Here is a 21960-nt window from a genome sequence, read left to right as displayed (position 1 = left end):
GGATTTTTTATGATAACAGAATTGGACAAAACTGAATTTAGTAAATGTAGAAAATTGTTAAATGAACATGGGCAAGCAGAAGCAATTGCTATTGTTGAAAATATAAATCCGGGTCGTATCTTTGTCGATGATATCAATAATCCTGCATCTGGGCTAATTTGGTTAGGAAATAATGATGGATTTATATTTTTTGGAAGTGAGCAAAATGAGGAATTTAATAATGAGTTAAACGATTTTATTAACAATGTCATCATACCAGAAGCAAAAAAGGTTCAGCTAAAATGGTTTGAAGGAGTTGGCAATCACGAAAAATGGAATAACAAGATTGAAAAAGTTTTTGAACATCGAAAATTAGGGCGTTGGAATCAAAGGGTTTATACCTTACGGAAGGATGATTATAAAGGGAATGATGAACCTGTAATTGAACGAGAATATAAGGTTATAAAAATTTGTCATACTCTCTTTGAAAATAGTAATAACTCAATAAAAAACATTGAATTTTTACAATCAAAAATAGCAGCGTATTGGTCCTCACCTGAGAGTTTCTTTAATAATGGTATAGGTTATTGTATTGTTTACAGGAATGAAATTGTTAGTGTTTGTTTTTCAGGTTTTGTGGCTGGAAATGTACATTGCATAGATATTGAAACATTAGAGCCTCATCAGGGGAAAAAATTAGCTCAAAGGGCAGCACATCGTTTTGTTAAAGAATGTTTAGAGAACAATATGGTTCCGTATTGGGATTGTATGGAAGTGAACAAGCCCTCTGTTGCAGTTGCAGAGAATATAGGGTTCAGAAATATCTTTAACTATGTTGGATATGAATTTTCACTCGAATAATTAGTCAATTATAGGTTGATGAACCTTGATTTGACTATGTCAGTCGCGATCCTTCAAAAAGGGAGATCGCTTTTTTCATTTTCAATTAAGTAAGCAGGTTTTTTTAAGAAATATGTGGAAGTCGAAAAGCTATGAGGATGCCTTGAAATGGAAAGAATTATTTGATTCATATAATTGTAAAGTTTTACAGATTGTTAAACTGCGAGTTAAGGGCGCTTATTTTGAGGGGGATGGAAACCTTTTACCAAAAGAAGATGGAATTTCTTTCTCTCAAAAAATTGAACAAGCGAGAGAATATTGGAAGGATAATGTGAAAAATGAGCTACCGGAGCTTTTGATAAACGGAAAAATTGATGTAGTTGAAATTATTGAAGATTTTTCATCTTAATTTATTGAACTTTATTCCAAAAGATTTTAGGTGACAATATGAAAATCGAATTTTATTATTTAGATTCTGTGGATGAAAAAAAATTAGAATTTGCAGTAATTAGTGCTATGTATAAGGGGAAGTGGGTTTATGTCAGACATAAAGAAAGAAAAACGTGGGAAATAGCGGGTGGTCATAGGGAACAGGGAGAAACAATCGAGGAGACAGCAAGAAGAGAGTTATTTGAAGAAACTGGTTGCATAGAAGTTGATTTAATCCCAATTTGCGACTATTCAATGGAGGATTCTGTTTCTAGAACTTTTGGAAGGCTATATTTTGGGAGGATAAAGAAGATGGGGCTATTGCCAGTTTCAGAAATTAATGAAGTAAAACTATTTGATAGTCTTCCTAATAGCCTTACTTATTCAGAAATTCAACCAAAACTATTTGAAAAGACACTTGTTTTTATTCGAGATTATGAAGATATGCAATGAAGCTAATAGGTGCTTTAGACAGTTATGCCATTTATATTCAGCTAAAGGATGCTATCCTTGAAAAAAAAAGATAGTGCCTTTTTACTTTTAAACTGCAAGATAACATAAGGGCAAAGAAAAAATACATAAGAAAAACTTATTAAATTTAATAGAATTCATTGAATTTTATAATGACAGTCGGAATGGTAAAATTTTATAAAACAATAGGGAGCGGATATAGAAAATGAAAGCTGTAATCCAAAATGAGTTTGGTGATGCAAATGTACTTTTATACACTGATATTGACATGCCGAAAATAGCAGAAAATGAAGTTCTAATAAAAACAGCGTATACGAGTGTAAATTATGCAGATATAAAACAGCGCCTAGGGAATAAAGGAAAAGGGGATTTTCCATTCATCTTAGGCTTGGATGTTGCAGGGACAATAGAAGAAGTTTCAGCTCATTCCTCTTTTTCCAAAGGAGATCGGGTCATCGCTTTTCCGAAAGGTGGTTCATATGCGGAATATGTAGTTGCGAATGAACAATTAGTCTTTAAAATTCCAGATAGTCTATCGTTTGAACAGGCATCCTCCATGCCAACTGTATCGATTTTATCGTATATGCTTCTGCATGAAATTGGCCAAGTACAAAAAACAGATGCCATTGTTATACATAGCGCAGCTGGCGGAGTGGGTTCAATGCTTGTCCAATTAGCAAAATTAGCAGGCGTACAAAAAATTATTGGAACTGTCGGAAGTTTAGATAAAGCAAATTATGTGAGAAAATTAGGGGCTGATGCTGTATGCACCTATGAAACATTTACAGAGCAAGTCTTAAAGGAGACAAATAATCAAGGGGCAAATGTTATCTTTGATTCGGTCGCTGGTGATGTTACTAGCAAGAGTATTGAGTGCTTAGCTTTATATGGCACGCTTGTTCAATTTGGAAATAGCAGTGGGAAGGCTGGTACCTTTAAAACGAGTGATGTACATAGCAGCTGCAGAAATATTAAAGGTTTTAGTTTAGGAACAATGAGAAAACATAATCCAGGACGATTAGCCCCTGTTGCAGAAAAAGTAATAGAACTATTCGATTCAAAGCAAGTGACCCTTCCGATAGCACAAGTATTCCATTTAAAAGAGGCAGCAGAAGCGCATAAATTAATTGAAAGCCGCAATTATGAAGGGAAGGTTTTGATTAAAGTTTAAAGAATAATCGCTTAGGTGCAAATTTATGAAAAAACATTAGAGGTGGTAATAGATGAATTAGAGGAGGTGAAGCAAGATATTGAATAGGAAAGAGGACATTCAAAAACAGTTTTATAACATTTATAAAGGGCATATCAGCATCTCAGAATTTGAAGAATGGCTTTATAAAACACAAGAAATTGAAAATGTTTATGGCAATGACTTCTACTTTAACTTACTTGATTTAGATTATAGAAATAAGTATATAAAAAATGAATTAGAGAAACGTATTGCGATGAAAATTCCGTTTGGTGAATTCGAACAGACACGGATTATTTCACTTTTGGAAAACATCATATATGAAAAAGGTGATGTGGTAGAGATATTAGAGCAATTATATGATGATTATTGCAATGGATATTCATTTCTTCGATTTTTGGGGCTTACATATATTACTGGGATTGATGCTGTACCTAAAATACAGCAAAGAGATAAATGGGATAAAGATGAATTTGACAGTAAAAGAGAAATACTAAATATGATTAACCCTAAGATTATAAATGAAGCAAAGCGATTGTTATCTTTCTTTCAAAATGGACGGTTAAAGCTAATTGATGAAAATAAATATAAAGATAATCGAAAAGAAGAAGAAAAGATAGAACTTAATAATATTGGTAAGATGTTCAATGACTAAATCTTATTGTGCGAACGAGGGATTGTTTATATCATGTGGGAAAGGCAGTGAAATGATGTGAGAGATTATAAAGCAATGCTATTTGATTTAGATGATACCTTGCTTAATAGAGATAAGGCAGTAGATAACCTGTTTTTACTTCTTTTAGAAAAGTGTTATGAGGATGTGAACCATTCAGTAAAAAACGAAATGCTGCAGAAATTTAAAGAATATGATAATAAAAGCTATGGCAATAGTGATAAAAGCAAAGTTATAGAATCATTTTTTGATAAATTTCCGCCAAAATATAGACTGCCACGCAATGACATTCAAGCTTTTTGGAATAACCATTTTCCTCAATGTTTTTCTATCAACCAACATACGATAAATATTGTAAACACTATAAAGATGCAAGTGAAAGTTGGAATTATAACAAACGGCTCCACTCAGCGACAAAAGGCAAAGATCATTCACACTCATTTAAATAGTTGTTTTGATCTAATCATTATTTCTGAAGAAGCGGGGTTTAGTAAACCTGACAAACGCATATTTGAATTAGCATTAAATAAGCTTAATGTGCAGCCGGAAGACACATTATTCGTTGGAGATGACTTAGAAAAGGATATTGGCGGCTGTCAAAATGCAAATATAAAGGGCATATGGTTCAATCCTCATAGAATCCAGAATCATACCGAAATAAAACCATATGCCGAGATCCATTCTCTTGATAGACTATCAAGCTATTTTTCATAATAAACATAAATAGAAGCTGGTTTCCTTCCTAATATTTTTGAAATGAGTTAAAACTGAAAAACCTGATGTACCTTCGAATAATCTCTATTTGTGTTGTCGCTTAACTAAAATTATGGGAACCAATGGGTCCTATTGAGAACAGTTTAATCAAGATTTACACAGTTACGGAAACCAAAAAGCCCTATTGAGTACAATTTTAACTAAACTTACACAGTTACGGGAACCAAAGAGCCCTATTGAGTACAATTTAAACAAGATTTATACAGTTTCGGGAACCAATAGGCTCTATTGAGTACAGTTTATTCTAAATTTACGCAGTTTCAGGAACCAATAAGCCCTATTGAGTACAATTTAAACAAAATTTACACAGTTACGGGAACCAATAGGCTCTATTGAGTACAGTTTAAACTAAATTTACACAGTTTCAGGAACCAAAGAGCCCTATTGAGAACAATTTTAACTAAACTTACACAGTTTCAGGAACCAATGGGTCCTATTGAGTACAATTTAAACTAAATTTACACAGTTTCAGGAACCAATGATACTTATTAAGTTCAGCTTGAAATTAACGTGTTTTGGTGATTAAACAAAAAAGGGGCTGTCCAATAGTCTAAAAATAGACTTATTGGGCAGCCCCTTTTACTTCAAATAAATAACAATTCTCTCTAAATTTTTATGGTATAATTTTACATATATGATCACATGAAATGGGGGATAGAATGAAAAAGTTTATTGTTTTGGGCGCCTTGCTGTTAATACTTTTATCAGGTTGTTCGACTGAAACAACTTTAACTACTGATGAAAAAGTTGCAAACCTTGTAAATAATTACTTAGAGGCTTTAGAAACAAAGGATAAATCATCAATGGTAAAATACACTGATGATCTAAGGTTTCCAGATAAAGAGGAGCAAAAAAAGCAATATTCGAGTATTGACGAAGATATTACTGATACTAAAATAGTCGAGCTTAAAAAAGTGAGTGAAACGGAGTTTGAGGTAACTGTAGAACTAGCCAATAGTGGAGACTTATCTACATTCACTTTTCCTATCCAAAAACAAAAAAAAGGTTGGAAAATTATCGTTGGACAGGATACTTATAATTAAGTTCTTGGTAATATCCAATTAATTGGGCACAGTTCTGCAATCAGGATTGTGCTCTTCCTTTATGTTATGTTCCAGATTGTGGAGGAAGGGAGGCAATTTTCTAATCTTCCGCAAATATAAATCTATATATATATGGATACTCATCCGGAATTGTGGATAGGAGGAGTTGGGTTGAAAAGAATCTTGACAGTATTATTTGCAATGATCATATTAAATGCCTGTTCGAACGAAGAAATCATTCACTATGAATACAGATATATTGGAGAAGGTGAATATTGGGAGGCTGAATATGTATTTAAAGGAACAGAGTTATGGGGCGAAGAGAACGGGAGGGGCACATACTCTAATGAAAATAATGATGAATTGGTATTGAAGTATAAAGGATCTCTAAAAGATTTGTCGTCGGTGAAAAAACTTGAATACTCTTATGAAACATCCGCTGGAAGCGGGAGCAATACAAGAGAATTTGATCATCCTCCTAATGGAAAAACTTTCAAAAGTGCAGGAAGTTCAAAAAATGGGGCAAAGGTAAATGAAAATGAAATGATACAAGTTCATGTAAAATGGGATGACTATGAAGAGTCGTTTAAACTGTATAATAAGAAGTAATTTGTCGGTAGGACGTTGAACTTGGGATTTTGGATTATATAATGATAAAAAAATGCTGAAAAACATAAAAGAGGTATATTCAAGAATTTTTGAAGCAATTGAAAGATTGGATCATGAAAAAAACTTCGCCTTTTGATTAAAAGGGCAGTTTTAGTAAAAGAAGCCTTCTGTTAAATCAACAATATGATTAATATAACAAGGAGAGACGTCAAAACAAGACGCTCTTTTTTTATGCGAACCAGCACTGCTTCATGTCTTCCTAGAGGAAAATTTTCAAGGGAATGAAAAAGTTGAAACTTATTTATACGAGTTTCACTCTAATAGGCGAAAGGGGGGCACACAATGAATGAACTTAAACTCATTAAGAAGGCAATAAAGGGGAATAAAAAATGTCTTCAGGAACTTCTTATTCTACATAGTGATCAATTGTACCGTACGGCGTACGTATATGTTAGAAATCGTGAAGATGCTCTCGATGTTGTTCAAGAGACATCCTATAAAGCTTTTTTGTCGATCAGTCAACTTAAAAATGAGCATTTCTTTTTGACTTGGCTAACTAGAATCCTAATAAATTGTGCCTTTGACGTTTTGAGAAAGAGCAAGAAAGAGATCCCTATAGACAATTTGATTGAACGAGAGTTTGATAGAGGAGTAACAGGAGCAGAGAGGCTTGACTTATTGGAAGCAATTAACCAGCTAAATGAAAAATATAAAAATGCAATTATTCTTTTTTACTTTCAGGATCTCCCAATAAGTGATGTGGCTAAAATCATGAACATCCCTGAAAATACAGTAAAAACATATTTAAGCAGAGGAAAAGAAAGATTAAAAAAAATGTTAGGAGGAATGAACCATAATGGAGAAAAACTCATTTCAAAAAGTATATGAGAAGATTGAAGTACCACAAGAGGATGTTTTAAAAGCCATTCAAAATGGAATGATCCAGGCTAGTTTTGAGGAACCTAAAACTAAAAAAAGTACAAAAACAGCTGTATGGTCGACAGCTGCAGCAGCTGCGATTTTAGTTTCTTCCAGTTTCATTTCTCCTTCCATGTCTCATGTTATGGCTGATGTCCCTTTACTTGGAAAGGTATATGAAACGTTTAACGATGCCATTGGCAGAAGCTTACAATCGCAAGAATTAATTACTGAACTAAATAAAACAGCTAGCAGTAAAGGAATAGATGTCACTATGACCAACGCATATTATGACGGTGCGGTTGTTGGAGTCACTTTTCATGTTAAAGGAGATGTGAACACTAATGAAGGCGGGAAGCTGGTTGGGTTTTATGAGATTTTTGATGGGGATGGAGGAATTTCTGATAGTAAAGAACTTGTTCATATGGAACCGGAAGCTGATGGGTATATTGGGCATATCCAATTAAGTTACCCTGAATCAGAATTACCATCAGAAGCTACCTTCCCACTTGAATTCAAAACAATTGGGGGGAAGGAGGGAAGCTGGAGGTTTGATGTTCCGATTGACCAGCTGCCATATGAAACAGTTACTATTGATAAAGAGAGCAGTGAGGAATTTTCAGATGTTAAAATTCATTTTGATTCCATTCTCTTTGGCCAAGCATCGACCGCAATTAACTATACTGCCACTTTTCCGAAACAAGGAAAGCATGATCAAGTGAGATTACAAGTCTATGATGACAAAGGGGATGAACTAAACATCTCAATGGACGGGATTGACCTGAAAACGATTGAGGCAAACGGCTATATGATTGTTAAAGGAAGAAGTATTATTCCACAGTCGGTAAAAGGGGAATCAAAGTATTTAGAGGTACACCCGAAAGTAGCAATAACTGAACAAGATCAATTTGTGTCACTGAATGCATCAACACCTGTTGAAATGAAGGCAGTTAGACAGAATCTGGCTGCTGCTATTGAAGAGATAACGGTTGATGATACAAGCGTTAGTGTTGATTTTCAAGTTAATAACGGGGATGAAATGGATTGGAACTTTGGTTTCTTTAAGGATTTTGCTCGAAATGATGTCAATTTAGTTAAGGAAACAGAAAAGGAACAATATATGGAACCTATCCAGCACACAGTCAAAACCATTGATAAAGATGAATTGAGATTTAGAAGCACATTTGATATTCGTCATCTTGATGGTTTTCACTTAAACAATTATGTAATAAGAGTTAACTTAGGCTCTTTAAGTGCAAATATACCTGTTGAATTAGATAAGATTAAGATAGAATTAAATTAAATGTGGAATGTAGATATTAATAAAATCGTATTCATTAGAAGATAGGTTTAGAGAGTGCCAGCAATTAACAACACACACGCATAAGCGGGGGAATAAACAGAAGAAGGTGTTTATAGATGTCTAGTAAAGCACAAGATCAAATTGAGAGTTATATAGATTCACCAGAAAAACTAAAGAGCTTGTATAGACGTGTGTTGTTCGTTGTCAGTCTATCACAGATTTTTGGTGGAGCAGGGCTAGCTGCAGGGGTTACGGTAGGTGCATTATTGGCACAGCAAATGCTTGGGACTGATGCTTACGCAGGAGTGCCGGTAGCTTTACTAACCTTAGGGTCCGCAGGTTCAGCTTTAATCGTAGGGAAACTTTCACAACGATATGGGCGCCGTACAGGTTTATCAGCAGGTTTTATTGTAGGCGGACTCGGTGCCATTGGCGTTGTGATTGCAGCCATGTTAAATAGTGTAGGTTTATTATTCGCTTCTCTGCTAATCTATGGGGCAGGAACTGCGACAAATTTACAAGCTCGTTATGCTGGAACGGATTTAGCAAGCAACAAACAACGGGCAACTGCTATTAGTACGACGATGGTTATGACAACCTTCGGGGCTGTTGCAGGTCCGAACCTCGTAGAAGTGATGGGTGAATTTGCTAGTTTCATTGGTGTTCCATCACTTGCAGGTCCATTTATATTATCAGCTGCTGCTTTTATTTCAGCAGGCCTTGTCCTTTTTATTTTGCTTCGTCCCGACCCATTAGAAATTGCTAACAAGATCGCAGCCTATAAACAGGAACATGAGCAGACATATAGAATGGATTCTGCTGATAAAACAATGAATAAAAGAGGTCTAATAGTCGGTGCCACAGTTATGGTCCTTACTCAAATTGTAATGGTTGCCATTATGACGATGACACCTGTACATATGAAACATCACGGCCACGGTTTAGGTGAGGTTGGAATTGTTATTGGTTTTCATATAGCTGCTATGTATCTTCCCTCGCTTATCACAGGCATTTTAGCAGATAAGGTGGGGCGAACAGCGATGAGCATTGCCTCAGGTATTACATTGCTATTTGCTGGTTTATTAGCAGCATTCGCACCCAGTGATTCAATGATTCTGTTAGTTATTGCTCTTTCTTTGCTTGGATTGGGATGGAACTTTGGCTTAATTAGCGGGACTGCACAAATCGTTGATTCGACAGAGCCTTCTACCCGTGCCAAAACGCAAGGAACACTTGATGTTTTTATTGCATTAGCAGGAGCTTCCGGCGGTGCCCTTTCGGGAATGGTCGTCGCTAATACGAGTTTTGCTACATTATCTTTGAGTGGGGGACTTTTGTCTTTAATTCTCATCCCTGTTGTCATTTGGTATCGCAGAGGCAGAGTAAAATAGAGCTGTTCAAAGATAAATTGCATTATTAGCCTTGTTACAATAAGCAGGGAAGGTATGGAAGGGCTAGCAGCACTGATACTAGTCCTTCATGTAGCCTAAACGATTATTTTTGAATTTCTTTAAGCAAAACGGAAAGCGCGTCACCCATAGGTGAAATGTTCATGGAATGAATGATTGTTCCTCTATATTTTTCGAGGTTTTCTAATGATTCAATGAGTCTGTGTTTCGTTAATTTTTCTTCATCTAATGTCAGGGCGAATCCTTTTTTCGTAAAGGCTTCTGCGTTTAAAATTTGATCGCCTCTGCTTTGTTTTTTAGTCAGAGGGATAATTAACATAGGGATTTTTAAAGCCAGAAATTCAAAAAGGGCGTTTGATCCTCCTCTTGTAACGATAGTGTCTGTTGCAGCAAGGATATCAGGGAGCTCTTTGTTTACGTATTCAAATTGCCGGTAATTTGTCATGTTATTTAAGCTTTCATCTTTCTGCCCTTTTCCGCATAGATGGACAATTTGGTACTGGGAAGTAAGCTCATTTAGGCATCCCCTGATTGTTTCGTTAATTTTTTTCGCCCCCAGGCTGCCCCCCATGACAGTTAAAATAGGCTTATCATTCTGAAACCCAAGAAACCGTTTTCCACTCTCCTTATCCCCTGAAAAAATCTCCCTCCTTATTGGAGATCCGATGGCAGCCGTTTTATGTGCTGGAAAATGCTTGGCTGCTTCTTCAAAGGATGTAAAGATTTTTGCAGCAAAACGCTGAGAAATTTTATTGGCTAAACCTGGCGTCAAATCACTTTCATGTATATATATTGGTATGTTTAGTGAACTGGCAGCAAGGATTACTGGAACAGAGACAAAGCCTCCCTTTGAAAAAACAAGTTTAGGCTTTAGCTTTTTGAGAAGCTTTCTTGCTTCCAGCATCCCCTTTAATACACGAAATAGATCCTTCACATTTTCTGCATCCATGTACCGGCGGAGCTTGCCGCTGCTAATTTCGTAATAGGGAATATGCATGGAGGAAATTAGCTCTTTTTCTATTCCTTTTTTCGATCCTATATAATGGATCACCCACTCTTCTTTTGAAAGCTCATTCAAAATGGCGATATTGGGAGTCACATGCCCTGCAGAGCCGCCTCCAGTAAATACGATTGATTGTTTATTCATTTTATACCTGCCTAAGAGTTTATTCCTTTCATTATAATTTATAAAGTCATGCAACATAAGGTGAAAACTGATTTGCTGTTGAAAAAGGGATGGAAAGTAAAGTATTGGTTTCTTGAGGAAGGAAAATGAAGATGTGGAAGCGAAAAGAGTAGTTAAAATAACCATTAAATATAAATAGGCTCTGCTAGTATTCATTGATGATTTTTCCGTAGGTATGAGAATTCCTTAAGCGGAAAATTTCCGGCTAATGTATTAAGAGGAAGCTTAAGAAGCAGATATAAGCGGAGATATTCCGCTTAACTGCTCTAAACAAGACAAAATCCACCGATTTGGATTCTTTAAGCGGAAAAACTCCGCTTATTTTTAAGGAAATATCGCTATTTCTCAATTTAAACGGAATTTTTCCGTTTATTTTTCAAACACTGGAAAAGCAGCATTCAGTTTTAACAGTGCCTATAAATAACATACAGAGGAGAAAAAATGGCTAATCATCCGATTGTTTTAGTTGCTAGTGTTTCTATAATCAAAGATGAAGAAGTTTTCATTATTAAGGAAAACCAACCAAATATCATTAATAAATGGAATTTTCCAAGTGGACGGATTGAATTTGGAGAAGACATCCTTCATGCAGCCAAAAGAGAAGTGAAAGAAGAGACGGGACTCGATGTGGAACTGACAAATACAACAGGTGTGTATAACTTTATCAGCAGTTCTCAAGATCAAGTTATCATGTTCCATTTTACAGGAGAGGTTATTGGAGGATCGATCAAGCTCGAAGATGGTATAATAGACAATAACTGGGTGAAGGTGAGTGATTTAGTGAAATTTAAAGATGATGAACTTCGCAATCCTCATGTAATAAAACAAATAGCAAATTGCCTTCTTAATAAAAGTTTTCACCCAATGAATGTATTTCATAAACAAATTATATGAAAATCCCATAGGACAGGAGTCGATTCATGTGGAAAAGGTTACACCATTCTTAATGTTTCAAGATGGCAAGGCAGAAGAAGCAATGAATTATTACATATCAATCATTGACGATTCAAAAATTACAAGTATTGTTCGCTATGGGGCAAATGAAACTGGGGATGAAGGAACGGTCATGCAGGCTACTTTTTCCTTGAAAGGGCAGGAATTTATGTGCATTGACAGTAATTTGAAACATTCGTTTTCCTTTACTCCGTCATTTTCAATTTTTGTTACTTGTGATACGGAAGAGGAGCTTGACAATCTTTATGAGAAACTCATGTCAGATGGGCAAGCACTTATGCCGCTTGGTGACTATGGTTTCAGTAAGAAATTTGGCTGGCTAAATGATCGGTTCGGTGTTTCATGGCAGCTGAATCTTCCGAAGTAAAATGGATATTGTTTGGCAAAAATGAGCGCTTTCTTTTGATAAGAATCAGCGCTTATTTTTATTTTAAATCAGATTATAAAAGAAATTATTTGTTTAGTGTTTCACATAAATAGCAGGAAATAGAGTTACATATTTTAGAGTTTTCTTTACATTGCGATTTTTTATATGGCTTTTGGAAATAATACGTCTATCTGCCATTTTACTTCAAAGGATGATTTATTATGCCGCTTGCAATACTAGCGCTGTTAGCTTGGTTCGTATTGATTGTTTTTGCAATAATACCCAAAAAGTTATCTCTTACTGAAATGATTTTTTTATACTTCATTATCGGAATAATAACAATTACCATTTTCACTATACTTGATGTCAATTTGCAATGGGTTCCACTCACTCGCAGTGTTGAAGGTTCCTTTGCCATGTATATTTGTCGCTTTATAATCATCCCTCTTCAGATTCTCATGTCTGTATGTACACTGCTCAATTCGCAATTAAAAATTAAATGGCGTTGGGGATTATCAGCACTGATATTATTGCTTTTGTGCTTAGAAAACCGAATATATTTGGAGGCTGGCCTCATTACCTATCAAAAATGGAATGAATTTTATTCAGCCATGATGTATGGGGTTTTTATGGTCATAACATGGTGGATCGCCAGGTGGTTTTTAGGATTAGAAAAGGGTGAAGCCAAGTAAACATGAATATCTTTCGTTATGTAATGAATTATAATGCGAACGAGTGGTGTATCATCCTTTCACTAATTGCTGGCTCTTTTCTGGTGTTAAAACTGCCTAGACGTTTTTCGAAAAAAACGACCTGTGTTTATCTCATTTGTGGCGTATTTTTTGGTTTTCTATTCGATCATACTCTAAGTGTGCTTCCAGTCAGTTATTATGTTATAAATGATAGCACTTCTTTTGAACTGATGGACTTTTTATCCCATGTAATGTACGCTCCAATCAGCTACCTTTTCTTTTACCTATATGACTACTTTAACATCAAATCTGCTTATTCTTTATTGTACATCTTAATATGGGCGTTTGTGAGTGCTGTGATAGAGCGATTTTGTGTGATGATAGGGATCTTTCACTATCAGCATGGCTATAGTATTTTTTATTCTTTTGTTATTTATTTATTGGTTCAAAGCTTTTGGGTTGTCTTTTACCGGATGATTCAAACATATGGTGAGAAACACTATTGAAAGCCTTCAGTAAAACTTCTCTACATTATATCTAATAATACTTCAGGAGAGGGTGTAATTCTGGCAGCAGTATTACACTCTTTCTTTATGTGAATGTACAGGTGATAAACCAAAACCCTTTAAAGCTAAATAAACATAACATTAAAAAAATCACACTGAAATCTATAACAGGTTTGATAGAAATATCTCTATACATAAAAATATAATGAAGAAATTTAAGCCAAATGACTTTCTTGTTTGTCTAATAGATGTAGAGCCAAACGAAAGGAGGAAGTATGATGAAGCTTGAACGGCTAGTAAAGAAAGCGCAAAAAGGAAATGACAAAGCCTACTTAACGCTTTTCCAGCGGTATGAAGAAGATATTTATCGAATGGCTTATGTTTATGTGAAAAACCAAGATGATGCATTAGATATTGTTCAAGAAGTAGCCTATCAATCTTTTAAGAAAATCGGCACATTGAAAAATCCAGAGTATTTCAAGACATGGCTAATGAAAATTACAATCAATTGTTCGTTAAATGTCATTAATAAAAATAAAAAGGTGATTCCGCTATATCCGGATTTTGAAGTACTTATCGGGTCAGAAAATCAAGATATTGCCCTTTCTTTATCCTTAGATGAACTGATGAATACTTTGCAGGAGGATGAGAAAAGCGTCGTTCTCTTAAAGTATTACGATGATCGTACGTTAAAGGAAATAGCAGAGATATTGGACATGCCGCTTGGAACAGCAAAGTCTGTATTATACCGTGCTTTAGATAAGCTCCGTCAAAATATAAAGGGGGTTGGGAACTATGGAAAATCAGTTTAAACAAGAGGTAGAAAAAATTGAAATTCCAGTAGAACTTCACAAGCGAAGCAAATTGGGGATTCATAAAGCAAAGACGGAAATGGGAGGAAGAGTGACCCGTTTTGTCAAAAAGAGAGTAGCTATAGCTGCCATATCCGCTTGTTTACTCATTCCAACAGGTGCATTTGCCTATCAATCCCTGCTTGCGGATGATTTATATGGATCATTTGAAAATCTCAAAAAACATGTAGCGAGTGTCACAATGGAAAGTTACTTATTGTTTGATGCAAAATTAACGCAGGCGAAAGGTGAGCTTGGAAAAGAACAATATGATCAATTTAAAGATTTACTAAATGTCATCACTGATGCAAAACTTGAGTTTGGCGATAAAAATGGAAACATCGATTATTCTCAAGTTCCTGCAGCACAACTAGAGGAAATGAAAGCAGCTATGTACGAAATTCAGCCATACTTTGATAAATTAAACGGTGTCTCATCAAGCGAGGAGGTTTTAACAACGGAAGAATATGATCAATATATTCAAGCCTTGTTGACTTACGAAACGATTATGGCGCAAATAGGCGTTTCAACCGCTCCTGAAATTGAAATGATACCTGCCGATTCACAAGAGACTTTCTTAAAAGCACAAGAATACTTGATTTATGTAAGTGAAAAGCAAATGAGTAACTAAATGGTCAAAAAACATTCATGAGCATCTGCTCACAACCAAGTATATAAATGTCGGACTGCCTACTTTCAACTGCAGGGATTTTACTCCGTACATAAAGGCTTATTCTAGAAGTCAGACTGCCAATCTCTTTTTTTACACAGAAAGAAAACAGCTTGGTCATTCCAAGTTGTTTCTTTTTCGTTATTTCGGGTAAGCACGTGATTGCTGATTATGGAAAAATAATGTCCTTTAGTTGAATAAGAAATTAGTATAATAGACCCCGAGTTTGACTTGCTCAAAGCTTTCACCCATCCTGCCAGCTGCCTATTAGCTCTTCGAAAAAGAGTCTTGGTGCAGATTGCAGGTCATTTTGCAGATGACTTTTTGCCACAGCCATAATATTTAACTTCGGAACAATAAATATATATTGCCCAAACATGCCATTAGCATAGTAATATTCAATCGGGCTGCTAGAATTAGTATTTTCATATGTCCATAGCTGATACCCATATCCATATGTTCCTACACTTGCGGTTTCAACTTCTTTATAAGGTCTTGTTGCCTGATGGAGCCAGTTAGATGAAATCAGCTGATTAGAATGAAAGCGCCCTTCGTTTAAAAGTAATAATCCAATCTTCACCATATCCTCTAAATTTAATGAAATACTAAATCCGCCTCCGTGAATTCCTTGTGGGTCCTTTAGCCAAGAGTATTTATTTATCCCTAATGGACGGAACAGATATTTTTCAGCAAATGAAGCAGAGGGAATACCAGAAATTTTTTGTATAATTGCACTTAGTAAGTGAGAGTCTCCCGAATGATACTGAAAAGTTGAACCAGGTTTGTATTTAATGGGCTGTTCTAGTATGAATGTAACCCAGTTTTTTGATCCTTGAAAATTTCCTGCTTGTAACCCCGAAGTCATGGTGAGCAAGTGAAATAGTGTAATTTCTTTCTTCTGCAGGTCATTAGACTCTACTATTTCCGGAAAGTAGTTTTGAATGGGTTCGTGAATATTTTTTATTAAGCCTTTATCTACCAAGATTCCAATTAGTAAAGAAACAATGCTCTTTGTAATGGAATAAACCTTGGACGGCTTTTCTGCGGCCTTTTTATTCTTCAAGTATTCGAAAATCCGTGTATTCCCTTTATAAATGACAAAAGCTTCAATTCGAATGCTTTTAAGTTTCTTTTCAAACTCATTAAAAAATATTTTACTCATCCCTCTAATCCCCCTTTCACAAACACTGCTACATATTCTATCTCTATAACTGATTTCCTTTTATCTATTAGAGTTAAATATAAAGCTGCTTCATTAAGCCTGCAATAATATACTATAAGCCATTTAACTTATTGCCTTGAAACCGGGTCACTGAATACTGGGTTTCCTGTGATTAAAAAATAAACGGAAAAATTCCGCTTAATTTGGGGAAAACTCATATTTCCTTAAAAATAAAGGGAGTTTTTCCGGTTAAATTCTCAAAAACTTTGGATTTTGGCTAATTTACTGCAGATAAGCGGAATATCTCCGCTTATATCTGCTTCTAAAGCTTCTTTTACATCCTTTAGCGGAAATTCTCCGCTTATGTATTCATATTACTACACGAGAAACAGCAAGAAGGATTATTACCATCCCCTGATGCAAAGGGGGATCTGCTCGAAGACATGATTGCAAGAGAATTTCATTTTAATTATTCATAATATTATGTAAAATAGCATTATGCGAGCGATCGCCTAGTATTCTCTAGTCATTCACAATGCTTCAGAAAAGGAATGGATAAATAAAAACATAAAAATTGGAAATATTAAGAATTCCTTGTATAACATGTAATATACAATGTTTATAATAGGAGGGAGTTTCCCGAAAATCATTTTTGCAGATTAAATGAGGAAAATTTAAAGTAAGGCATGGATGATTTTAAAGAAGAGATCAAATTTAATTAAAAATAGAAAACTTACTATAAAGGAGAAAAAAATGGCTGGAAATATTTATGAAGAGGAACATTTTAAAAAGTTAATTGCTTTTAGTTATATCATGCTTGCATTTCTTTTTTCATCAATATTTTTGTTAATAAGCATCTTTATTTTATTTTTTCCGCTAACAGGAATTTTAGACTTTCCATATTTTCCATCAAAAGTTGCAATTACATCATTTATCCTTTCTTTAATATTTTCAGTTTTAGCTATAAGAAAGTTATTTGGAAAGATTTTGTTAGTATCTAACATATGTCTATTGCTATTTATGATTATTTATGGACCATAAATAATCTACAAGGCTATTCAAGACAGCAATGATCAGGAAAAATAAAAGGAGGGTTAGGGTAAAAAATGAACAATAGAATGCAGCATTCTATTGTTCATTTTTTTATATCTATTTAATTAAAAATCTGCATTTCCTGGTGTACGAGGGAATGGGATGACATCGCGGATGTTCTTCATTCCAGTTAAGTACATGACAAGTCGTTCAAACCCAATTCCATAGCCGGAATGCTTTGTACCGCCATATTTTCTAAGCTCGAGATACCACCAGTAATCTTCTTCTGCCATACCTAGTTCTTTAATTCTATTCGCAAGGACTTCTTCTCTTTCCTCACGCTGGCTTCCTCCAATTAACTCGCCAATGCCGGGAACCAATAGGTCAGTCGCAGCTACTGTCTTGCCATCTTCATTCGCTCTCATGTAAAATGCCTTAATTTCTTTTGGATAGTCGGTTACGAAGACAGGACGCTTGTAAACTTCCTCGCTAAGATAACGTTCATGTTCTGTCTGCAAATCCGTCCCCCATTCAACAGGGTAGTCAAATTCCTTGCCGGAGTTCTTTAATAATTCAACAGCTTCGGTATAAGTAACTCTTCCAAAGTCGGATTCTAAAGCATTCTTTAATCTTTCAATAAGCGTTTTATCAATAAAGCTATTAAAGAAGGCCATTTCTTCAGGTGCATGTTCAAAAACGTAATCAATGACATACTTGACCATTTCTTCTCCGAGGTCCATGATATCCGGTAATTCCGCAAAGGCAACCTCCGGCTCAATCATCCAGAATTCTGCGGCATGCCGTGCTGTATTCGAATTTTCTGCTCTAAAGGTCGGACCAAAGGTATACACATTACGGAATGCGAGCGCAAAGGTTTCTGCATTTAATTGACCGCTAACCGTTAAATTGGATTCTTTGCCGAAGAAATCTGCACTTTCATCCACTTTTCCGTCTTGAGTTTTTGGAAGCTTGTTTAAATCCATTGATGTCACACGGAACATTTCCCCGGCGCCTTCTGTATCGCTTCCAGTAATAATCGGTGTATGCACATGGACAAAACCTTTATCTTGAAAGAATTTATGAATCGCGTACGATGCAAGAGATCTAACTCTGAAAACGGCTGAGAAGGTATTGGCTCTCGGGCGTAAATGTGCGATTGTTCTTAAATATTCAAGGGAATGTCTCTTTTTTTGTAACGGATAATCTGTATCTGATAATCCTTCTACAACGATTTTTGTCGCTTTAATTTCAAAAGGCTGTTTCATTTCAGGAGTTGGAACAAATTCTCCTTCTACTAAAACAGAAGAGCTAATCGGCAGCTTCGTAATTTCTTTGAAGTTATCAAGGGTATCTTCAAAAACTACTTGTACACTCTTAAAGAATGTACCGTCGTTTAACTCCATAAAGCCAATGGTTTTAGAATCACGAAGAGTACGAATCCAGCCTGAAATTTGAACAGTTTTGTCTTTAAAATTTTCTTGATTTCTGTATAAATCTTTAATTACGGTCTTAATCATCATTCTTCTTCTCCTTATGGTAATTTTGTAATAAAAAAAGCCTTCTTCCCAAAAAAAGGGACGAAAGGCTAACTTCCGCGGTACCACCCAAATTGTCATAAAATGACCAACTTTAAAGTAATATTGCTTACTTAACCCAGTCAATAACGTGCTGGAAACGTCTAAGCCTACTAAGAGTATCCCTTTCGGTTAGATCTCAAAGGTGTTCTTCATTTATGCTTCATCCCCAGGCTTCCACCGTCCCCAGATCGCTATCGAATATAGCAAAAACTACTTTCCTCTTCACCGATTTATAAGTATATCATTTTTTATAAATTATATTGTAGTAATTTATCACAAAACATAATCTTTTGTCCAGTTGCCCCTAAAGACATCATTTGTATATTTGTGAAACAATGCTTAAATATATAAGGTTCAATAGTGGAAGATCATTAATATTGTCTCTTAAAATTATCTTGAAATCAAGTCTTCTGTTAAAGTGTGCCATTCCGCAGCAAGAATGATGCTCTTTCATTATGTAAATAGTCAGATTGTGGAATTAGCAGGAACTTAAAATTATTTGGAGAAATAAAGAAATATAGTGCGAAGAGGATTGCTATGGAATGGAGACGGTAAGGTTGAAAATTTATAATACAGTTCCATATTTTTTAGTAAACTACATGCCTTCAGAGAAGTTCTTAAAACACTACCATGAAAAGTTCTTCCAACACTTCAAAGAATACTTCCTGTACCATTGCAAAGATGCAGATGAGAAGATAAAAAACGCCATTCAAAAATACCCTTCTAAAATGAATGAAATAAAGGAATCGAGTGGAAAAATCGAAAATCTAATTCAACAAATGGTGTCTGCTTATAGACAAAAATATCATGTCGAGTTTACTAATGATGTACATATTATTGTTGGAGCCTATGGATCAAATGCATTTACACATCGTCAAATTATTCCCGAAGTGACCTTTTGTTTAGAAAAGCTCTCTTCTAATGATAAGCATTTAAAGGTAATTATTGCTCATGAATTCGGTCATGTTCTTCATAATATTTTATCAGATCAGGAGGGGATGGATTGGTCTAAGGTTCAGTGGTTTCATCCTTTTACGATGTTGTTTCAGGAAGGATGGGCTACGTATTTTTCAGAACAAGTTGCTGAAACTGACAAATCGGTCTATTTTTCATATGACGATAATGGAGATGAATGGCTACAATTTGCAGAGGACAACAAAAATGAGATTTTCAATACTTTTTTAGAAGATATAAACAAACGTACATACCCTGAAATATTCCATGAATGGTTTTCAATTAATGGAGGATCGTACTTTGGTTTCACACGGTTAGGCTATTATATTGGATACAATGTTGTTCAATTCTTAATTGAAAAGCATCAGGAGAAAAAGAGCATAACACTTTGGAAGGAATCAGCCTTTCATAAAGAAATAGAGAATATACTTTTAGAACTTAGTTAAATTGTTCAGATTGGTTTAGTTGAAGAAGCAATAAATTTAATAAGAGGTGAAATTAGTTGAACATCCGACTTGCTGAAGCAAAAGATAGTAAGCAATTAATTAAAATGAGATGGGATAATACTATTGAATTTGATGAAAGTAAAAAAAACGAATCATATGATGATTTTGAAAAAGAATGTCAAATATTTTTAGAGAATGCACTTAATAGTGGACAATGGTTTATTTGGGTTGCTGAGGAAAATGAAAAAATTGTATCACATATATACATTGAATCAATACAAAAGGTGCCACGCCCTGGTAGAATAACCTATCCATTTGCTTATATGACAAACGTATACACAATTCCGGAATATAGAAATAAGGGTGTTGGAGGTAAAGTACTAAGAGAAATAAACAAGTGGATTAAAGAAAATAAGTATGAATTTGTTATTGTATGGCCAAGTGAGGAAGCGACTAATTATTATAAGAAAAATGGTTACGTTCATAGTACGGAGCCTATGGAGTATTTTCCTACCTGAAGCAACTGGTGGTTTACTTAAAGATCGGCTGCAATGACAGCCGAATTTTTTTCAACTATAGAAGCATTTAGTGGAATAAAATGTATAATAGAAAAACTAATACTTTCTGAAATAAATGAACTAGGGGGAACGATGAGTGGAAATGCAAAGACTCTCGAATTGCCTTATTGCGAAGTGATTTTTGCATTACAGCGAACGGTGGGTGATAAGAGTTACCCTCCCTTCTTGGGGTAGAAAGTGTTAGTGATGAGGGGAAGGAATTACAGTTTAATATTGAGATTCTCTTTAGAATCCGCAAAGGATTGGAAAGATAAAATATTATCCAAATATTAGGGGGGATGAAAGATGCGTAAATTAGTGATTGACACAGAGTGGAATCCAGAGGATACTCCGTACATTCGGCAAAGATTAAGGGAATACAATATTAAGCATCTTTCAAAAAAAGATGCAGACTTCGTTAATGAAGATTTTTGTTTTAAAGTTAAGGATGAAGAAGGCAATATCCTTGGCGGCATTTCGGGAAATACGAAAATGCAAAGTCTTTTTATCCAATTTCTTTGGGTTGATGAAAGCATTCAAGGGAAAGGTTTTGGCAAAAAGCTAATAAAACAGGCTGAAAATTTCGCTTTGGAAAAGAAATGCCGAATGATCAAGGTAGATACGTTTAGTTTTCAAGCTCCTGATTTTTATAAAAGCTTAGGTTACGAGATTTATGGCACAATAGATGATTTCCCCGAAGGACACAACCATTATTTTTTATTTAAAAAATTATAATAGTAAAGTTGGATTGTTCTTGTTCTATTAGAAGAGTCTTCTTTTTTTATCCCTAGAATAGTATTGGTGAAGTTGAGACGTAAGGGAGGATGAGAAATGATAAACAAAGCTGAAAGGTTATGGCAGCGTATAGTTGAAAGAGGATTAAATAATGATAGTAATTTTAAGGAATCATTAAATCTTCAACCGGGTGCAAGCGATGAAGAACTTCAACTGATTGAAGATACACTAGGGGTGACACTCCCTGAAGAAATGAAGTGCTTTTACAAGGTGTATAACGGACAAGAGTGGGACCTTGGGGTGAATCCATTTGTAAGGAATTTGACTCTATCACCGACTTCTGAAATTATTGATAATTGGTGTTTTTTACAAGAGGAATTTGATCCAGATGATGATTTAGAGTTAGATTCCAGCAAAGAACTTAAGCCCTTTCTTTGGAATTCAAAATGGATACCAATTGCAGCGAATGGTGGCGGTGACTATCTTTGCATTGATACGGATCCCTCTGAAGCAGGGGTGGAAGGACAATTATTATACTTTTGGCATGATTGGGGAAATCGTTCTGTTAAAGCAAAAAGTCTCTTTGAATTCATCGAGATTTGTCTGAAAGAAGATTATGAAGAATATCAATAAG

General features: G+C 35.1%; 24 protein-coding genes, 1 pseudogene and 1 other annotated feature. Of the genes and pseudogenes, 21 read left to right on the top strand and 4 right to left on the bottom strand.

Going from position 1 to position 21960, the window contains the following annotated elements; genetic code table 11:
* Positions 1-9: 9 nt before the first annotated feature.
* The 11 genes and pseudogenes from C1726_RS04585 (at position 10) to C1726_RS04535 (ending at position 9619) form a co-directional block, all read left to right on the top strand.
* On the top strand, positions 10-840 hold the full coding sequence (locus C1726_RS04585; protein WP_102272362.1) for a GNAT family N-acetyltransferase: 831 nt from the start codon (positions 10-12) through the stop codon (positions 838-840).
* A gap of 112 nt (positions 841-952) precedes the next feature.
* Positions 953-1228: pseudogene (locus C1726_RS04580) on the top strand (DUF2441 domain-containing protein); the annotation flags it as partial.
* Positions 1229-1266: 38 nt separating this feature from the next.
* A complete protein-coding gene (locus C1726_RS04575; RefSeq protein ID WP_102272087.1) occupies positions 1267-1701 on the top strand; it encodes an NUDIX hydrolase in 435 nt (144 codons plus the stop codon).
* Between the two features lie 223 nt (positions 1702-1924).
* Positions 1925-2890, top strand: a complete 966-nt coding sequence (locus C1726_RS04570; protein ID WP_102272086.1) for a quinone oxidoreductase family protein — start codon at positions 1925-1927, stop codon at positions 2888-2890.
* 79 nt (positions 2891-2969) lie between these two features.
* Positions 2970-3563, top strand: coding sequence for a hypothetical protein (locus C1726_RS04565; protein ID WP_102272085.1), 594 nt, complete (start codon positions 2970-2972; stop codon positions 3561-3563).
* A gap of 75 nt (positions 3564-3638) precedes the next feature.
* On the top strand, positions 3639-4295 hold the full coding sequence (locus C1726_RS04560; protein ID WP_142385063.1) for an HAD family hydrolase: 657 nt from the start codon (positions 3639-3641) through the stop codon (positions 4293-4295).
* Positions 4296-5014: 719 nt separating this feature from the next.
* Entirely contained in the window at positions 5015-5398 is a 384-nt protein-coding gene (locus C1726_RS04555; protein WP_102272083.1) for a hypothetical protein, read from the top strand.
* 171 nt (positions 5399-5569) lie between these two features.
* Complete coding sequence (locus tag C1726_RS04550) at positions 5570-6007, top strand: hypothetical protein (protein WP_180968093.1); 438 nt, start codon at positions 5570-5572, stop codon at positions 6005-6007.
* 342 nt (positions 6008-6349) lie between these two features.
* The gene (locus C1726_RS04545; protein WP_102272082.1) at positions 6350-6895 is read left to right on the top strand and encodes a sigma-70 family RNA polymerase sigma factor; all 546 of its coding nucleotides are present in this window, start codon (positions 6350-6352) and stop codon (positions 6893-6895) included.
* Positions 6864-8228: a DUF4179 domain-containing protein gene (locus C1726_RS04540; protein WP_102272081.1), complete on the top strand. Its 1365-nt coding sequence runs from the start codon at positions 6864-6866 to the stop codon at positions 8226-8228. The genes C1726_RS04545 and C1726_RS04540 overlap by 32 nt, the downstream gene beginning before the upstream one ends.
* A gap of 116 nt (positions 8229-8344) precedes the next feature.
* Positions 8345-9619 carry an MFS transporter gene (locus tag C1726_RS04535; RefSeq protein WP_102272080.1) on the top strand — a complete coding sequence of 425 codons (1275 nt, stop codon included), beginning with the start codon at positions 8345-8347 and terminating at the stop codon, positions 9617-9619.
* A 103-nt stretch (positions 9620-9722) separates the two neighbouring features.
* Here C1726_RS04535 and C1726_RS04530 read toward each other — a convergent pair whose 3' ends face one another.
* Positions 9723-10784 (bottom strand): undecaprenyldiphospho-muramoylpentapeptide beta-N-acetylglucosaminyltransferase, encoded by a 1062-nt coding sequence (locus C1726_RS04530; protein ID WP_102272079.1) that lies wholly within the window; start codon positions 10782-10784, stop codon positions 9723-9725.
* A gap of 480 nt (positions 10785-11264) precedes the next feature.
* On the opposite strand from C1726_RS04530, the gene C1726_RS04525 reads away from it, so the two are divergent.
* The 6 genes from C1726_RS04525 to C1726_RS04500 all read left to right on the top strand — a co-directional run bounded on the left by C1726_RS04525 (position 11265) and on the right by C1726_RS04500 (position 14824).
* On the top strand, positions 11265-11717 hold the full coding sequence (locus tag C1726_RS04525) for an NUDIX hydrolase (RefSeq protein WP_102272078.1): 453 nt from the start codon (positions 11265-11267) through the stop codon (positions 11715-11717).
* A 28-nt stretch (positions 11718-11745) separates the two neighbouring features.
* Positions 11746-12144 (top strand): VOC family protein, encoded by a 399-nt coding sequence (locus C1726_RS04520; protein WP_102272077.1) that lies wholly within the window; start codon positions 11746-11748, stop codon positions 12142-12144.
* A 221-nt stretch (positions 12145-12365) separates the two neighbouring features.
* Positions 12366-12836, top strand: coding sequence for a hypothetical protein (locus C1726_RS04515; protein ID WP_102272076.1), 471 nt, complete (start codon positions 12366-12368; stop codon positions 12834-12836).
* Between the two features lie 2 nt (positions 12837-12838).
* Entirely contained in the window at positions 12839-13342 is a 504-nt protein-coding gene (locus C1726_RS04510) for a hypothetical protein (RefSeq protein WP_102272075.1), read from the top strand.
* Between the two features lie 278 nt (positions 13343-13620).
* Positions 13621-14154 (top strand): sigma-70 family RNA polymerase sigma factor, encoded by a 534-nt coding sequence (locus C1726_RS04505; RefSeq protein ID WP_102272074.1) that lies wholly within the window; start codon positions 13621-13623, stop codon positions 14152-14154.
* Positions 14138-14824, top strand: coding sequence for a DUF3600 domain-containing protein (locus C1726_RS04500; protein WP_102272073.1), 687 nt, complete (start codon positions 14138-14140; stop codon positions 14822-14824). Before C1726_RS04505 ends, C1726_RS04500 begins: the two co-directional genes overlap by 17 nt.
* A 283-nt stretch (positions 14825-15107) precedes the next feature.
* On the opposite strand, the gene C1726_RS04495 is transcribed toward C1726_RS04500, so the two are convergent.
* From C1726_RS04495 to asnS, 3 genes are all read right to left on the bottom strand, one after another.
* A complete protein-coding gene (locus C1726_RS04495; RefSeq protein ID WP_102272072.1) occupies positions 15108-16025 on the bottom strand; it encodes a serine hydrolase domain-containing protein in 918 nt (305 codons plus the stop codon).
* A gap of 806 nt (positions 16026-16831) precedes the next feature.
* The gene (locus C1726_RS25870) at positions 16832-17029 is read right to left on the bottom strand and encodes a hypothetical protein (protein ID WP_142385056.1); all 198 of its coding nucleotides are present in this window, start codon (positions 17027-17029) and stop codon (positions 16832-16834) included.
* A 153-nt stretch (positions 17030-17182) separates the two neighbouring features.
* Entirely contained in the window at positions 17183-18574 is a 1392-nt protein-coding gene (asnS, locus tag C1726_RS04485) for an asparagine--tRNA ligase (RefSeq protein WP_102272360.1), read from the bottom strand.
* 53 nt (positions 18575-18627) lie between these two features.
* Positions 18628-18869 (bottom strand) — a binding site (T-box leader).
* 322 nt (positions 18870-19191) lie between these two features.
* On the opposite strand from asnS, the gene C1726_RS04480 reads away from it, so the two are divergent.
* From C1726_RS04480 to C1726_RS04460, 4 genes are all read left to right on the top strand, one after another.
* Entirely contained in the window at positions 19192-20034 is an 843-nt protein-coding gene (locus C1726_RS04480) for a DUF5700 domain-containing putative Zn-dependent protease (protein WP_142385055.1), read from the top strand.
* Between the two features lie 56 nt (positions 20035-20090).
* Positions 20091-20552, top strand: a complete 462-nt coding sequence (locus C1726_RS04475; protein ID WP_102272069.1) for a GNAT family N-acetyltransferase — start codon at positions 20091-20093, stop codon at positions 20550-20552.
* A 345-nt stretch (positions 20553-20897) separates the two neighbouring features.
* Positions 20898-21326, top strand: coding sequence for a GNAT family N-acetyltransferase (locus tag C1726_RS04465; RefSeq protein WP_102272067.1), 429 nt, complete (start codon positions 20898-20900; stop codon positions 21324-21326).
* Positions 21327-21422: 96 nt separating this feature from the next.
* The gene (locus C1726_RS04460; protein ID WP_102272066.1) at positions 21423-21959 is read left to right on the top strand and encodes an SMI1/KNR4 family protein; all 537 of its coding nucleotides are present in this window, start codon (positions 21423-21425) and stop codon (positions 21957-21959) included.
* Position 21960: the final 1 nt, after the last annotated feature.

It is taken from the genome of Cytobacillus massiliigabonensis (assembly GCF_900199725.1).
Taxonomy (GTDB): Bacteria; Bacillota; Bacilli; order Bacillales; family Cytobacillaceae; genus Cytobacillus; species Cytobacillus massiliigabonensis.
This window is presented reverse-complemented; position numbering and strand designations above follow the sequence as displayed.

Bases quoted from the DNA above. Each gene is read 5' to 3' on its own strand.
- C1726_RS04575 (WP_102272087.1), top strand. From the start codon at position 1,267: ATGAAAATCGAATTTTATTATTTAGATTCTGTGGATGAAAAAAAATTA.
- C1726_RS04555 (WP_102272083.1), top strand. From the start codon at position 5,015: ATGAAAAAGTTTATTGTTTTGGGCGCCTTGCTGTTAATACTTTTATCA.
- C1726_RS04535 (WP_102272080.1), top strand. From the start codon at position 8,345: ATGTCTAGTAAAGCACAAGATCAAATTGAGAGTTATATAGATTCACCA.
- C1726_RS04460 (WP_102272066.1), top strand. From the start codon at position 21,423: ATGATAAACAAAGCTGAAAGGTTATGGCAGCGTATAGTTGAAAGAGGA.
- C1726_RS04540 (WP_102272081.1), top strand. From the start codon at position 6,864: ATGGAGAAAAACTCATTTCAAAAAGTATATGAGAAGATTGAAGTACCA.
- C1726_RS04585 (WP_102272362.1), top strand. From the start codon at position 10: ATGATAACAGAATTGGACAAAACTGAATTTAGTAAATGTAGAAAATTG.
- asnS (WP_102272360.1), bottom strand. From the start codon at position 18,574: ATGATTAAGACCGTAATTAAAGATTTATACAGAAATCAAGAAAATTTT.
- C1726_RS04545 (WP_102272082.1), top strand. From the start codon at position 6,350: ATGAATGAACTTAAACTCATTAAGAAGGCAATAAAGGGGAATAAAAAA.
- C1726_RS04560 (WP_142385063.1), top strand. From the start codon at position 3,639: ATGCTATTTGATTTAGATGATACCTTGCTTAATAGAGATAAGGCAGTA.
- C1726_RS04570 (WP_102272086.1), top strand. From the start codon at position 1,925: ATGAAAGCTGTAATCCAAAATGAGTTTGGTGATGCAAATGTACTTTTA.
- C1726_RS04505 (WP_102272074.1), top strand. From the start codon at position 13,621: ATGAAGCTTGAACGGCTAGTAAAGAAAGCGCAAAAAGGAAATGACAAA.
- C1726_RS04510 (WP_102272075.1), top strand. From the start codon at position 12,839: ATGAATATCTTTCGTTATGTAATGAATTATAATGCGAACGAGTGGTGT.
- C1726_RS04515 (WP_102272076.1), top strand. From the start codon at position 12,366: ATGCCGCTTGCAATACTAGCGCTGTTAGCTTGGTTCGTATTGATTGTT.
- C1726_RS04465 (WP_102272067.1), top strand. From the start codon at position 20,898: ATGCGTAAATTAGTGATTGACACAGAGTGGAATCCAGAGGATACTCCG.
- C1726_RS25870 (WP_142385056.1), bottom strand. From the start codon at position 17,029: ATGTTAGATACTAACAAAATCTTTCCAAATAACTTTCTTATAGCTAAA.
- C1726_RS04495 (WP_102272072.1), bottom strand. From the start codon at position 16,025: ATGAGTAAAATATTTTTTAATGAGTTTGAAAAGAAACTTAAAAGCATT.
- C1726_RS04530 (WP_102272079.1), bottom strand. From the start codon at position 10,784: ATGAATAAACAATCAATCGTATTTACTGGAGGCGGCTCTGCAGGGCAT.
- C1726_RS04500 (WP_102272073.1), top strand. From the start codon at position 14,138: ATGGAAAATCAGTTTAAACAAGAGGTAGAAAAAATTGAAATTCCAGTA.
- C1726_RS04525 (WP_102272078.1), top strand. From the start codon at position 11,265: ATGGCTAATCATCCGATTGTTTTAGTTGCTAGTGTTTCTATAATCAAA.